This is a genomic window from Lwoffella lincolnii (genome assembly GCF_002014765.1).
Taxonomy (GTDB): domain Bacteria; phylum Pseudomonadota; class Gammaproteobacteria; order Pseudomonadales; family Moraxellaceae; genus Psychrobacter; species Psychrobacter lincolnii.
In genome coordinates this window covers 1-15094 of the sequence record NZ_MUYT01000012.1, presented here as the reverse complement: position 1 = coordinate 15094, position 15094 = coordinate 1, and the positions used below count along the sequence as shown (strand labels likewise).

Sequence of the window (15094 nt, the reverse complement as noted above, 5' to 3'; positions counted from 1 at the left end):
AAATTGTCATCAGCTGTTACAAATATCAGTGGTTTGATGCCATTAAGTTCGTTTACACTGGTTTAACTGTTTGAATAAAGATTCAAACAGTTTTTAAGCCAATTAAAACTTTGAATCAAAAATAGGAACACCATCATGGCGAATATTCAATTAGGCGACATTGCCCCAGACTTTGATGCTGACACCACAGAAGGTCAGATTAACTTTCATGATTGGTCCAAAGGTAAATGGGTGGTGCTGTTTTCGCACCCTGCTGACTTTACCCCCGTTTGTACCACTGAGTTAGGTCGTGCTGCTGCTTTAAAATCGGAATTTGACAAACGTAATGTCAAGCCCATTTGCTTGTCGGTAGATAATGTGGACGATCATAAAAAGTGGGCAAGCGACATAGCTGAGACCCAAGGCGCCGCACCCAACTTCCCCATCATCGGTGATGAAAACAAAAAGATTGCTGAATTATATGGCATGATACACCCCAAAGCCAATGCCAACGTCACCGTACGCAGTGTGTTTATCATTGACCCTGAGCATAAAGTCCGTCTGACGCTGACGTATCCGCCCAGTGTTGGACGTAACTTTGATGAAATCGTGCGTGTCATTGATGCCCTACAACTGACTGATGACCATCATGTCGCCACACCAGTGGATTGGAAAGATGGCGACGATGTCATCATTCCACCAAGCATTAAAACTGAAGACATCAAAGATACCGACTATCCCAAAGGTTTCACTGAAATCAAGCCTTACTTACGCATCACCCCAGCCCCTAATAAATAACCTTAATCGGGTCAAATAAATGACATGATATGGTCTTCAACAAACGCCATGTTTGTTGAAGACCAGTCCGTTTTAGCGTAACTGCTTAAGTTCTTCTTCGGTCAGTCGCCAACGCCCCTTTTTCTTACTGCGATTGTGTCCACCACCGCCTGTATTGCCCAACATATTGCCCATCAGCTTATTAACAGAGTGATTAGAATGAGCATGGCAAATGGCACATGCCAGCCCATCAGCAGCATCAGCCTGTGGGGTGATGTCCAAGCTTAAAATTCGACACACCATCGCTTGAATCTGCTCTTTATCAGCTGCCCCATAGCCACAGACGGCTTGTTTGATTTGTCTGGCGGTGTATTCAGATACCTTGAGTTGATTGGACACCAAAGCGGCAATGGCAGCCCCCCGCGCCTGTCCAAGTTTTAAAGCAGAATCAGGATTAGATGCCATGAATACCTGCTCGATGGCAGCGAGAATGGGTTGATGATGATAACGCCCATAATGATGCACAATTCGTTCAATGCCAAAAAAAATCTGTTGTAACCGCTCAGGCATGGCGTCGCTGTCGGTGCGTATCGTGCCTGCATCAATGAATGTCAAATTATCACCTATTTGCTGTATCAGCCCATAACCTGTCATTCGAGAACCAGGGTCAATGCCCAAAATCAATGCCATAAACTTATCACCCAGTTGATATTAGGGACATGCCCTAAATACTATCTTAAACCCAAACACCTTCTTAAACCCAAACATCATCTTGAAAAAAACAAGTCTTAATAAACAAGAAAATATGTTGACTTGCATCGTCACAGATTGAATGTCATTATAACAGCCCCCATATGATGGGCGTAAGCGTATTAATTGATTTAATTGATTGATTCACACAAATTCACACAAAAATTAGGACTTAGGATAGAGCATGGGTACAGCGGTAGGCGTTACTTTGGTTTGGTTTATTATTGAAATGTTGATTTGGTATCTGATTGCCCAATTTATCAGCGGTTGGTGGGTATTTGCTTGGTTTGTGGCGGCAGCAATTATTGGCATCATGCTGATGCGTAAAGGCATGGCGGTACTAAACCCAATGGCTAAACAAATCAAGTCAGGTGGTATGTTCAACCCTGCCATGCGACCACCTGAGTCCACCATCATAAAGACAGTGGCGATGGCATTGGCAGGGGTGCTGTTGCTCATTCCTGGTCTTATCAGCGATGTGTTGGCGGTCATTGTGCTGTTGCCACCTGTTCAAAATAAGTTTAAAACCTTTGCCAATAATTATGTACAAAAAAACCAAGAAAAAATGATGCAAATGATGGCAAAGCAAATGGGGGGTATGGCAGGATTTCCCAATATGGGCGACTTAAACCAAATGGGGGGCATGGGGCAACAAGGTCAACATCCATTTGGCAATAATCCCTTTAATCATGCTGGTAAATCACCATTTGGCGGTGGTTTTGCTAAAGGCAACTTTGGACGCACGACCACCACAGTAGAAGGAACAGCAAAAGATGTCAAAAAAAACATCAAAAAACTGTCTTCTGCCAACGACGAGTAATCAACCTGATAAATGATAAAGATAAACAATAAAAATGATGAATAAAAATAAATAAGCACAAACCAAAAAATCCCCAAAACCATAAATTTTGGGGATTTTTTATTAAAAAAAACCAAACATCACAACAACAAAAACCGCACAATAATAATAAAAACCAGAGTACCGCTGTGAGATGAGAACCCATGAACCGTAAAGTTCAGGGCGGACATGACACTGTCTTTTTAGGTTTCCTGATATATCAAACATGATGCAGGCATACACAACAAAACAGTAGGTTGCATGTCCTAAGTGATGCGTATCGGCTCAGGGAATACCATTCACTGGCGAATACTCCAGAAGGAGACTATGGTAATCAAAAACAGGCTCAGATGCAAGTGATGTGATGACCAACTGGCGTGATAACTGGTGTGACATGCTGACATGATATGTTTAGCTAAATATTAAACTAAAGTCGGTTAATTAGCTTTTGTGGGGTGGCTGTGCTATCATGGCAACATTTAATTTATAACAAAAAATGGAGCAATATTATGAGCCAAGACAACTTAATGAATCAAAAGAATGTGGCTAATGTGGCTAAAGAACCACACGCAAAAACCCCCCATGTTTTGATGATTTTAGATGGATTTGGTCATCGTAAAGAAAAAAATGACAATGCCATCGCCCATGCCAATACGCCTAATTTAGACCAACTTTATCAAGATTATCCACATGGGGTTATTTCAGGCTCTGGTGAAGATGTGGGTTTGCCAGCAGGGCAATTTGGTAATTCTGAAGTGGGTCACATGAACCTAGGGGCTGGACGGATTATTTACCAAGAGTCTACCCGCATCTCCAAAGAAATTGACTCTCGTGAGTTTTATCAAAACCCTGCCATTGATGTTGCCATTGATAAGGTCAAGCAGGCAGGCGGTTCGGTGCATGTGATGGGGCTTTTGTCTGATGGGGGCGTACATGCTCATATTGACCACATCGAAGCCATGTGTCATAGTTTGGTGGTGCATAAGGTTACCAAAGTGTATGTGCATTGTTTTTTAGATGGGCGAGACACCCCACCAAAGTCAGCGGATAAATACATTGAGCGGTTTCGAAGATATCTTAATGGCTTAAACGACCATTATGGTAGCCAAGTACAGATTGCCAGTATCTGTGGGCGGTTTTTTGCCATGGATAGGGACAAACGCTGGGATAGGGTGCAACAAGCTTACGAGCTGTTAACCGAAGGTAAGGCAGAACGCATGGCAACCCGTGCCGATGGGGCGATACAAGCGGCGTATAAATCACGAGAAACCGATGAATTCGTCAGCCCAACCACTGTGATTGAGCATGGTGAAACACCTTTTACCGTCAATGACCACGATGCGGTGTTTTTTATGAACTTTCGAGCTGACAGAGCCAGAGAGTTGTCAGCAGCATTTTTGTTGTCAGACAGAGAGTTTTCGGGTTTTGCCCGAGAAAAATGCCCAAAATTGTCCGCCTTTGTGATGATGACCCCTTATTCTGATTTGCTTAGCAGTCAGCCTAATGTTTTGGTGGCATATCAGCCCACCAAATTGACCAACAGCTTAGGCGAATACTTGCAAAACCAAAAAAAAACCCAATTACGCATTGCCGAAACCGAAAAATACGCCCATGTCACTTTCTTTTTTAGTGGGGGTCGTGAACAAAAGTATGAAGGTGAGACACGCATTTTAATTCCATCACCCAATGTGAAGACGTATGATTTACAGCCCCAAATGAGTGCCAAAGAGGTGACTGATGCACTGGTTGAAGCCATTGAATCAGGTCAATATGATGTGTTGGTGGTGAATTATGCCAATGGCGATATGGTGGGTCATACAGGCGTGTTTGAGGCAGCGGTTCAGGCGGTAGAAACTTTGGATGGGTGTGTTGGACGGGTGGTTGATGCCATAAAAAAAGCCAACGGACATCTGCTCATCACCGCTGACCATGGTAACTGTGAGCAGATGCAAGATTATGTGAGCGGACAGGTGCATACTCAACATACCACCGAGCTTGTGCCATTGATATACGTGGGTAATAGAATTGTTAAGGTGGTGGAAGGTGGTCGTTTAAGCGATGTTGCACCGACATTGCTTGACTTGATGGGGCTTGATAAGCCTGATGAAATGACAGGTCATAGCTTGTTAGTTAATATTTAGGTTGGTCAATATTTGGGTTAATAAGTATCTGTCTGGTTTTTTGATTGGGTGTTTTTTTGATTGAGTACTGTGTATGAATGAATGTCGAACATTTGCCTTGATAAAATCTTGTTCGATGAATCACCTTGTTAGCCACCGTGATATGAGACGTTCAGTGGTTGGCATCACTCATTCAAATAAAGCATGGCGATGGGGGATATCGCTGGTTTTACAGATGGTCATCATGCCCATTGCCTTGGCTTCTTCTGCCATCAATCCCAACCCTTTATCATCACTACTGACCAACCATCAACATGGTTTTTCTGTTGAAGAATCGCTTCCTTCTAATGATGGTTTGGATGTGGAAGTTCTGGGGCAAAAAGACCTAAGTTGGCAGGCAGACACCGTTGACTCTGCCCAACCATTGTCTCCTGTTACCCAAAGCGTGCCATTAAATGCCATCTCGCCAAAGACGTTGGCGATGTTTGTGGATTTGATAAATACCATCAGAACCCAATATCTATATGCTGTTAATGATGAAAACTTGTTTGTTCAAGCGATGAAAGGCATGTTAAAGGGGTTAGATCCTTATTCTGAGCTATTGGACAGACAACAATATGATGACCTACAGACAATCACCCAAGGGGGTTTGGGTCAGGTGGGTATTGATGTGGCATATCATGACGACTTGGCTCATTGGGTGGTTGAAGCCGTGTTGCCTGAATCGCCAGCAGAACAGCAAGGCATCAATGTTGGGGATTATCTTCATGCCATTGATGGGGTTAAGCTGACCAAAATGCTGAATCCTGAGGACGTCAAAGCCAAGTTAATAGGGCTGATTGGCTCTTACGTTGAGCTGTCGGTGTCGATGGCAGGCAGACAAAAGCGTCAAGTTGGTTTGGCACGTAGCATCAATACAGACGCATCGGTGTCTGTGTCTTGGCAAGATGGTGTTGCCATTATTCGCATACCTGTGTTTCAAGAAGTGAGCCGCCAACAAATTTTGCAAGAGCTGTTGCGTTACCCAGAACCTGTGCGTGGAGTCATATTTGATGTGCGTAATAACCCTGGTGGGGTTTTGGAATCGGCGGTTGCTATTGTCAGTTTGTTTCAAAACAATCATAAGCCCATCGCTTATCTCGAAAATCGGCAAGGCATCAAAGAGGTGTTTTATCCTAAGGGTAGGGCAATATTGGCAGGCTTACCGGTGGTGGTGTTGCAAAATCGCCATTCAGCATCTGCCAGTGAAGTCATGGCAAGTGGTTTAAAAAACAATCCCACTGCCCTTATCATGGGTGAAACCAGCTATGGTAAAGGTTCGGTGCAAAGTGTGTTTGAGCTTGACCAAGATTATGCCATTAAATTGACGGTTGCTCATTATCTTGATGCCAATCAACAAAACATTCATGGTCAAGGTGTCATGCCTGATGTTGCCTTGTTACCATTGCCTATCCAAGCAATGCCCACCCAAGCAGATGACAATAAGTTTATCCCCAAACCTTTTAATCCTCTAGACAGATCAGATGGGGCAGATGACCCTTGGCTACAACAAGCCCTACTTTGGGTAACAGGTCAATCATTAAATCCAGAGCTATTAGATGCCAAACAACCCCAAAATCACAAAACTTGGCTCACACATTTTCCCCATGGCATACGCTTATCTGGGCAGATAAATAACATGCCGTAACTTTTATGTGATGACATTAATATTTAACACTGTCATCTTGTTAGAATTTACTTAAGCTTCTTTGTGTTTTTTTCTTTGCGTTTGTTTTTTTGCGTTTGTTTTGTTGTATTTAATCACATGTCAGCATCATCGGCTTCATAGTCAATTTCCAGCTTATCCATGCGATAACGCAAAGAACGCATGGTCAAGTTAAGCAATCTGGCAGCTTCTGTTTTATTGCCTTCAGACAATTTGAGTGCTTCAGCAATCAGGATTCTTTCTTGTTCTTGTAAAAACGCTTCTATGCCGTATTTGGGCAGGTTATTTGGCTTTAGATGTTCATCTAAAAAGCTCTGCCAAATGGTCAGATTAGCCCCCACTTTATTATTGGCACTCAATCGATTCATCTCTTCTTGGTGTGTGTTTTTATCATTATTTTGTTCGATGTTGTTTTGTCCAGTATTGTGTTTATCGTCATGCTGGCTTGTGGGTGAGTGGCTTATGGGAAAAAGATAAGCATCAGTTTGGTGTTGGTTTTGTGTATTGTTTGTATTGTTTGTATTGTTTGTGAAATTAGGGGAGGTGTTGGGGGCTGTGCTGACGGTGATGGAGCTTGGCATGTTGACATTGGCATTGCCATAGCGTGGTGTTAAAGCATTGGCATTCATGCTGATGTTGGGTTGGGGTGGCAATAAAGTACTGGTTTGGTTCGGTCTTGGTTCGTTATTTATGGTTGGGCTGTTTGCCATTTGGTTGTTGAATTGATTGGCTCTGTGAGTGTCTTGTTGAGTTTGTTGGTGTTGTGTTGGTGCGTTACGAGACAGATGTGTGGGCTGTAGATGAGTGACGTCTATGTCTGTGCTGTCGGTCATGGTTATTGCCCGTTCAAGCAAATTTCTTAACTCACGCACATTACCCACAAAGTCATAATGTTGTAAAAAATCAATGGCAGTGTCAGTGAGATGTAATGGCTCCTCAAGTTGCCATTCTTGTTCAATTAAGCGTAAAAAATGACCTGCTAACATTGGCACATCACTCCTGCGTTGGTTTAATGTGGGCAGTTTTAGCTCAATGACATTGATTCGATAAAATAAATCTTGGCGAAACTGTCCTTTTTCAACCAGCTCATATAAGTTTTTATGGGTGGCAGATAGGATACGGATATCAACAGGCACTTCTTTGGTATCACCAATGGCTCTGATGGTTTTTTCTTGAATGGCTCTTAGTAGCTTAACCTGCATAGATAAAGGCAAATCTGCCACTTCATCTAAAAATAACGTACCACCATTGGCCTGTTGAAACAAACCCATTTTGTCCGTGGTTGCACCTGTAAAACTGCCTTTTTTGTGGCCAAAAAACTCTGATTCCATCAGCTCAGATGGGATAGCCCCACAGTTGACAGGGACAAATGCCCCTTCTTGTCTGGGGCTTAGTTGGTGTATCATGCGTGCCACCACTTCTTTGCCTGTCCCCGATGCTCCCCATAAAAACACAGGGGCTTGTGAGCGAGCAAGCTTGATGATGGTGCTTTTAAGCTGTGTCATGGTATCAGATGTGCCAATCAGATGTTTGTCCAACAATTGTTGGCTGGGAGATGGGGTGTTCTTAAGCGTGTCTGTCGGCTGGGCTTTGAATTCTTGACCGACTTTTAGGGCATGATACACAAGTTGTTTTAACCTTGGTAGCTCTAGTGGCTTGTTAACAAAATCAAATGCCCCAAGCTTTAAGGCTTCGATTGCCAAGTCCATGTTGCCATGAGCGGTGATGACCGCAACGGGGGTTAAGGGATATTCTTTGGTAATGAGTTTCACAATGTCTAACCCTGAGCCATCAGGGAGTTTTAAGTCAGTCAAACAAAAATCATATGCCTTATTTGCCAGATTGGTTTTGGCATGCTCAAGTTCATAGGCAATATCGCTGGTGATTCCCATTTTGGTTAGGGTCATTTGCATCAAACGGCACAAATCTGCTTCATCGTCAATTACAAGGGCGTGGGGCATAGATGGATATTCCTTACTATTGCTGTGTTTTTTTATTTTTACTGTTCATTCACTGTTCATTTTAAAGGTGATGATTGCGTCATGTGTCCTGTTGGCGATTGCACCGCTTTGGGTATCATCAAGCGAAAGCACGTATGCTCATGTTCTGCTTCATACGATAACTGGGCGTGATTGGCATGGGCAAATGATTGCGACAAATATAGCCCAAGTCCTGTGCCTTGATTATCGGTGGTGAAAAATGGCATAAATAGCTGTTCTTGTTGTGCTTGGGTTACCCCAACGCCTTCATCAATGACATCAATGGTAACATGCACATCACAACCCACCTTAAGAATAACAAAGGCATGGGCGTGTACCTTACCGCTAAATTTTAGACCGTTATTAATCAGATTGATTAAAATTTGTTCAAGATGATGGGGGTCAAAAAATATTTGACAATCACATTGACCCTGTAAAAACACATCATGTCCTTGAAAGTGATTGGCAATAAAGTCTGTTAACCATTCAATCAAATTCAATACTTGCAGGTTGGGCTTGTCTTGTCTTGACAATCTTAACACATCTTCAATAATACGATTGACCCGTTTGGTCTGCTTAAAAATCATCTGATACAACTCGGCGTTAGCATCATTGCTGGGGCTGATGGCAGAGGCGGTGATGGTATTGGCAGTCAACTGCCATTCGTCAGCATCAGCAATCAATAGCTGACTGGCTTGGGAAATGGCGGCAAGTGGGTTGCGAATTTCATGGGCAATGCTGGCGGTGAGCTGTCCTAAGGACGCCAGCTTGAGCTGTTGGGCGTTATTGCGTTCTCGTTTGACATCTTCGATGATGACAAGCAAGCTATTATCTTGTAATAAAGTGGTGTTAAACCGTAATGGTTGGTCAATGTGTTTAAACGGTTGTAGCTCAAATTGTGATTGTTGCATAAGACGGGCAGCATCAAGCTTATCTTGTAGCCTAGGCAGTTGCTCTTTGATGAATTCATTGAGCTTAAGATTGTTTTGATTAACGGCTTTTAGCTGTTCTTGTTCAAACTCTTGGCTTTGACTGCCGATGAGCCGTTTAAATCTTGCTGACATTTTTTTACCCAATCTTGTTTTACCCAACCTTACTGATGAAATGGCTGGTTTATGCTGAGTATCAGAAAAAAAGGCATTATTTGTGGTGGTAACATACAAGTCAGTAACATGTAACAAACTGGTAACAGCATGATTGTGCAGTAAAATGTTATTTTTTGTGTCTAACACCAGAACCCCATGATTGATTTTACTGATGACTTCGGTGTTGATGCGGTTGAGTGTTGCCAATGTCTCAGCATGCTGACTGGCAATCTGTTCAACTTGAGCCAGCCGCTTTGACAACGTCCAGCTCAAAAAACCCACACTGATAAAGCTCAATGCCATAAGCATGGCATCACTAAAGCGAAGTAGGGTCATGCTCCCTGCGATGGCATAAAAAAACTGCTGATAAATGATTAAAATCACCGCCAACATGGTGATGACAACAGCTTGATAAGAAATCAACAGCATAAAGCTGGCTGCCACCACCACCATGATAAGTAGCATCATCTGAATGTCTGCTGCCCCATTAATGAATATCAAAAAATTAAAAAATATCACATCAACCACAAACGCCACCAACAACTGACGCTGTGATTTATGCTTAACCAACACAAATAAAGTCATGGCAAACAGACTAAACAGAATATAAAACATCAGTATCAACTGCTGAAGTAAAGATGGCAGTCTTACCATGATGCGTGAGGCATCATATACCAACGCATAGCTGGTAACAAACAATATCACACTGATGAACAAGCGATAAGCGTAATAAAGTAACCCAATTCTGCGTATTTGTGAAAGTGGCAAAGACAGCTTAGATTGTGTTTGCCAATGCTCAGATAAGGACTTAAATAACGCCATGATTTTTATTACCTTTTTATGGTTTGATATGCCCTTTTGCCATCATTATGTGTCATGATGAATGTATCATGATGAGTCATCATTATGGTGTTATTAACCCATGACGCATCGCCAAATGGGTAAGTTTAACATCGCTGTCCACGCCTAACTTTTCAAAAATACGATAACGATAAGTATTGACGGTTTTGACACTGACAAACAGCTGATCAGCAATTTGTTGTGGACTTTGGCAGTTCACCACCATCATGGCAACTTGCTTTTCACGTTCGCTGAGTATGTCAAAGGGTGATTGGGGCGTTTCGTTTAACACGGTCTGTGCCAACTGTTCTGCCACATCACTGCTAAAATAACGGCCACCTTGAGCCACTTTTTTGATGGCTTTAATCATCTCATCAAACCCTGTGCCTTTGGTGATATAGCCATGCACACCAGCTTTTAACAACATGGACGGATACGGCTCAGCACTTAGACTGCTCACCGCCAGCACTTTAATGCCATTATCAAGTTGTAATAGTCGTTTGGTTGCTTCCACACCACCAATGTTAGGCATATTGACATCTAACAGCACCACGTTGGGGCGTAATTGGCGAGCCAACTGTAAGGCGGTGCTGCCATCACCAGCTTCTGCCACCACGTTGATGTCTGCATGGTCATGCAACATGTGACTGATGCCAGTACGCACCAAATCATGATCATCAACCACCATCACTGTAATCATAATTGTGTCTCTTTTAGTTACTGTATGGATTAGTTACCGTGAATTTATTTGCTATTTATTATAACATCTGTGTCATCAGAACTTGATGGATTAGCTGATAAGTCATCTTTTTTTTATGATTTATTGCTTAAATTTATCGTAACGTTGGATTTTTTTATACATATTTTGTGTGGTTGAAAATGATTCACTCAATCATGAATAAAATCGTGAATAAATCAATAGGTATGATGCGTGGTGATTAACACAGTTGCTTTAGGTCAAACGACTTGACACACAGTAAATTTACACAAAATAACAAAGTTAATATCTGTAACAAACCAGCAAGAAAGTCTGAAAAATCAAGGTTTGTGATGATAAGAGACTTGTAAAATACATGATGATAAGTTATGTTATTCACACAATTTAACACACGATTTAACATTGGTTTTTTACCAATAACGCATGTGCTTAATTGATGGTAAGAAGCAATGACACAATAATTGATGTTGTTTAAAATTGACGGTTATTTTTTGTTATTTAGATATTTATTTAGACATTATGGCATGGCATCAACAAGGAAAGCTCAGCATGGCAAACACAACCCCATCTTTTGACAACACCACAGCGAAGGCAAGAAAAACCGCTTTTTTAACGTCAATGATATTGGTTGGGGTAGTATGCTTATCAACGACAGCACAAGCAGGTTTAAGCATCAATGGTGTCGACCAATCATCTCACCAAGCATCACCCCAAACATCACAAGGTCGTATTGCTTGGGGTGGTTCAGATAATCTAGAACGTGCTCGTAGCATTATGTACAACAACAGTGATGGTGGCACTGGCTATGGTGGCAAAAACACTGATGCTAACAACATCACCGCTTATTCTTATCCCAGTGAACCACGAAACTTTGCCAATTATAATGCCTTTGAAGAACTTGCCATCAGCACAGGCTCTCGTGGGGTCATGGTCTATGACTTAAGCACAGGGCGTAGTATCTATGAAAAAAATGCCCATCAATCTCGCCCGATTGCCTCTATTTCTAAAATCATGACGGCGATAGTTTTGCTAGATGCTGAGCAAAATATGGGCGAAGAGATTGTGCTTGAGCCAATTGATTTTGTAGGACCAAAAAAAGCATCATCACGCCTACAATCTGGCGATCGTATGAATCGTGCTGAATTGATACTGATGATGCTGATGAAATCTGAAAATCCAGCAGCCAAAACGTTGGCACGCCATTATCCGGGGGGGTATGGTGCTTTTATCCAAGCCATGAATCAAAAAGCTCAATCATTGGGCATGACATCTACCTACTTTGGTGATCCAACAGGGTTGGATAAGCGCAACGTGGCATCACCCAGTGACTTGGTCAAACTGGTGCAAGCAGCAGGGCAATATGATGTGATTAGAAGCTTTTCAACCACACCAAAGTATGATTTTTATGTTTCGAATTACAGCAGTGGCAACCGTCGCTATTATGCCACGAATACAAATTATTTGGTGAAAGATAAACTATACCCAATTGGCATCTCTAAGACAGGATTTATTAGCGAGGCGGGTCGTTGTGTGGTGATGGAAACTCGCATTAACAACCGCCCTGCGGTGGTGGTGCTGTTGGGTGCAGACAGCTCAGCGATACGTTGGCGTGATGCAGAAAACATTATCCAAAGTTTATCGATGCGTCGTTATACCTAAATATACTTAAACCATGCCCCAATTCATACACCAACCACTGCCCATACACCAACCACTAAATGCCCCCATTTATTGGGCATGTTGCATACATAAAGTGGCGTATGGCACGGCTTCAAGCCGTTTAGGCTCGATGGCTTCCTCACAGACGCTACATTCGCCATAAGTGCCATTTTCAATTTGGCTTAGGGCGTTATAGACGTGTTGTAACTCTTGTTTGGCTTCAACCAGCAAGTTTTTACGCATGTCATTATCTCGCATGGCAATGGCTTGGTCATCCCAATGTTCGTTCAACTCATCTTGAGGATTATATAAATGGTCTTCAATTTTACGAATACGAGTCAGCAACTCTTCTTTTAAGCTCTCTAAAGTCTGTTTGGCTTGACCATGGTCGTTGTTCATGTTAGCTCCTTGTTTTGTGTCTTGTCTCATGCTTTTTTTTGTTTCATCATGATGCTGTCAAACAGCATGTTATTAATGCCATAGTTATTAATGTCATCTGATGACTTTTTTTGCAAGTGGTTTGTATTATATCATAATTTGGCATCATAATTTGGTGAAGAAATTTCTTAAGCCAATCCTTGAGTGTGTTAACATGATAAAATAGTTACAATTCACATAATCGACTGGATTTGCTGTTATGAATTACCGACACGCCTATCACGCAGGCAATTTTGCAGACGTTGTCAAGCACATTTTATTGATACAACTGCTCACCCAAATGAATCACAAAGGTAAGCCTTACTATGTACTAGATGCCTATGGTGGTCGTGGCTTATACTCCTTAAAAAGCAACGAAGCCACCGCCACCAACGAATCTAAAAACGGCATTGGCAAACTTGAGCAAGCTGTCCACACCCAGCAGAGCAACCAACCCATGCCATCAGCAATCACAACCTATCTTGAACAACTTGCTCAAGCTCGCAAGTTTTATGACAAAAATGTCTATCCAGGTTCTCCTTGGTGGATAGCCAACAATGCCCAAAATAACAATGCCCAAAACCAAGACATTCTTATCCGAGCAGAAGCCTTTGAAAAACATGCCGATGAATTTGATGCCTTAAACTATCAACTTCACCAATTACCCATAGGTGTTCATCATCGTGATGCTTACGAAGGAATCATGGGCGTTATTCCCCCAAAAGAACGTCGAGGCATGGTGTTTATTGACCCACCGTTTGAACAAGAACATAAAGATTTTAGCACCTTGGTTGCCTTATTAGAATTGGCATACCATAAATGGCAACAGGGTATCTATGTGTTATGGTATCCCATTAAAAATATAGATGCCGTACAAATTTTTCATAAAAAAATGAAACGCACAGGCATCAAACGTCAGCTGATTTGTGAACTGAATGCCTATCCTGTTGACGTGCCAGTCGGATTGAGTGGCACAGGCATGTTGATTATTAACCCACCTTGGCAGTTTGACCGTCATGCCAAAGACATCACAAGTTATCTTGCCCCCATATTAAAAGCGAATGATGCCCCTGCCATGACTGCCGAACAGAGCCATCAAGTCAAATGGTTGGTTGGTGAATAAAGCAAAAAATGAATAAAGCAAAAAATCACGACATCACGATGACACAGTACTCATCTCACATGGCTGACAACCCAAATCACTTAAAATCAGTAGCTTAAAATCAATTACCTAAAGTCAATCGTTTAAAACCAAATCGCTTAAAAGACACCACCATGACAGAGCCAAAAACCTCCAAACCCAACAGCACCACACACAAAGGCAATACCACATATCATGCCGATACCGAACACGAACACAATCTTCGGTTAGCAGACACTGATGACTATGACGGATTGACTTTTGAAGTCATCGAAAATGAAGCACACACCAATGGACAACGTGCCAGTCGTGGAGTCTATCTTGCTCCCAATCTCATCACCACCATCTCACTCTTATCTGGATTTTTTTCCATCTTATCGAGTACCAATGGACAATTTTACAAAGCTGCATTGGCAATTTTTTTATCTGCCATCTTAGACGGTATGGACGGACGAGTCGCAAGAATGCTCAATGCCCAAAGTCCTTTTGGCGAACAGTTTGACTCACTTGCTGACATGTTGGCGTTTGGTGTTGCCCCAGCCATCTTAATTTATAGCTACGCTTTAAGCGGATTTGGACGCATTGGCATCGCCTGTGCTTTTGTTTTTACCGCCTGTGCAGCATTTCGTTTGGCACGCTTCAACGTACAAATTGGTGTGGTTGATAAAAAATACTTTGTTGGCTTAGCCAGCCCTTTAGCCGCCATTTTGGTTACCAGCTTTGTTATGGTTGCCATTGATCACAGTGAATTGGTTGGCACCTCTGGTCTGACCATCTCCATCATTGCAGCGGTTTGGGTGGTTATCTGTGGTTTACTGATGGTCAGTAATGTTAAATACCATAGCTTTAAAGAATTTGATAAACGCAAAGTTCCCTTTGTCGCCCTTATCGTTGCTGTCCTTGTGATGGGCATTGTCATCAATGACATTCCTGTCGGCATCCTTGCCATTGGCATCATCTATGCCATTTCAGGATTTATCACCACCATTAAACAAAAAATACAGTCAAAACAATAGCTCCCGGCTGACACCTGCCATCAGCCAGGCTCAAAAAACAGAATTTTTTTAAAAAACCCCTTGACACTAC

At 42.3% G+C, this 15094-nt stretch carries 12 protein-coding genes and 1 other RNA gene; 7 read left to right on the top strand and 6 right to left on the bottom strand.

Going from position 1 to position 15094, the window contains the following annotated elements; translation table 11 throughout:
* The first annotated feature begins 135 nt into the window (after positions 1–135).
* Positions 136–777 carry a peroxiredoxin gene (locus tag B0682_RS07780; RefSeq protein ID WP_078307991.1) on the top strand — a complete coding sequence of 214 codons (642 nt, stop codon included), beginning with the start codon at positions 136–138 and terminating at the stop codon, positions 775–777.
* A gap of 72 nt (positions 778–849) precedes the next feature.
* Here the strand turns inward: B0682_RS07780 and ruvC are convergent, their stop codons facing one another.
* Entirely contained in the window at positions 850–1446 is a 597-nt protein-coding gene (gene ruvC, locus B0682_RS07775) for a crossover junction endodeoxyribonuclease RuvC (protein WP_078307989.1), read from the bottom strand.
* Positions 1447–1690: 244 nt separating this feature from the next.
* Between ruvC and B0682_RS07770 the strand changes: the two genes are divergently transcribed.
* Positions 1691–2326: an FxsA family protein gene (locus B0682_RS07770; RefSeq protein WP_078307987.1), complete on the top strand. Its 636-nt coding sequence runs from the start codon at positions 1691–1693 to the stop codon at positions 2324–2326.
* Positions 2327–2473: 147 nt separating this feature from the next.
* Here the strand turns inward: B0682_RS07770 and ssrS are convergent.
* Positions 2474–2668, bottom strand: a non-coding RNA gene (ssrS, locus tag B0682_RS07765) — 6S RNA.
* 203 nt (positions 2669–2871) lie between these two features.
* On the opposite strand from ssrS, the gene gpmI reads away from it, so the two are divergent.
* Entirely contained in the window at positions 2872–4485 is a 1614-nt protein-coding gene (gene gpmI / locus B0682_RS07760) for a 2,3-bisphosphoglycerate-independent phosphoglycerate mutase (RefSeq protein ID WP_078308126.1), read from the top strand.
* A gap of 73 nt (positions 4486–4558) precedes the next feature.
* Positions 4559–6151: a S41 family peptidase gene (locus tag B0682_RS07755; RefSeq protein WP_078307985.1), complete on the top strand. Its 1593-nt coding sequence runs from the start codon at positions 4559–4561 to the stop codon at positions 6149–6151.
* A gap of 113 nt (positions 6152–6264) precedes the next feature.
* On the opposite strand, the gene B0682_RS07750 is transcribed toward B0682_RS07755, so the two are convergent.
* The 3 genes from B0682_RS07750 to B0682_RS07740 all read right to left on the bottom strand — a co-directional run bounded on the left by B0682_RS07750 (position 6265) and on the right by B0682_RS07740 (position 10773).
* Complete coding sequence (locus tag B0682_RS07750) at positions 6265–8130, bottom strand: sigma 54-interacting transcriptional regulator (RefSeq protein ID WP_078307983.1); 1866 nt, start codon at positions 8128–8130, stop codon at positions 6265–6267.
* A 56-nt stretch (positions 8131–8186) separates the two neighbouring features.
* Positions 8187–10055 (bottom strand): ATP-binding protein, encoded by a 1869-nt coding sequence (locus B0682_RS07745; RefSeq protein WP_240494934.1) that lies wholly within the window; start codon positions 10053–10055, stop codon positions 8187–8189.
* 82 nt (positions 10056–10137) lie between these two features.
* Positions 10138–10773 carry a response regulator gene (locus B0682_RS07740; protein WP_078307981.1) on the bottom strand — a complete coding sequence of 212 codons (636 nt, stop codon included), beginning with the start codon at positions 10771–10773 and terminating at the stop codon, positions 10138–10140.
* A gap of 567 nt (positions 10774–11340) precedes the next feature.
* Between B0682_RS07740 and B0682_RS07730 the strand changes: the two genes are divergently transcribed.
* Positions 11341–12450: a serine hydrolase gene (locus B0682_RS07730; RefSeq protein ID WP_240494933.1), complete on the top strand. Its 1110-nt coding sequence runs from the start codon at positions 11341–11343 to the stop codon at positions 12448–12450.
* A gap of 69 nt (positions 12451–12519) precedes the next feature.
* Here the strand turns inward: B0682_RS07730 and B0682_RS07725 are convergent, their stop codons facing one another.
* A complete protein-coding gene (locus B0682_RS07725) occupies positions 12520–12849 on the bottom strand; it encodes a TraR/DksA family transcriptional regulator (RefSeq protein ID WP_078308117.1) in 330 nt (109 codons plus the stop codon).
* Between the two features lie 238 nt (positions 12850–13087).
* Here B0682_RS07725 and B0682_RS07720 point away from each other — a divergent pair, with 238 nt between their 5' ends.
* A complete protein-coding gene (locus tag B0682_RS07720; RefSeq protein WP_078307977.1) occupies positions 13088–13990 on the top strand; it encodes a 23S rRNA (adenine(2030)-N(6))-methyltransferase RlmJ in 903 nt (300 codons plus the stop codon).
* A 152-nt stretch (positions 13991–14142) separates the two neighbouring features.
* Entirely contained in the window at positions 14143–15024 is an 882-nt protein-coding gene (gene pssA, locus B0682_RS07715) for a CDP-diacylglycerol--serine O-phosphatidyltransferase (protein ID WP_078307975.1), read from the top strand.
* The last annotated feature ends 70 nt before the right edge of the window (positions 15025–15094 follow it).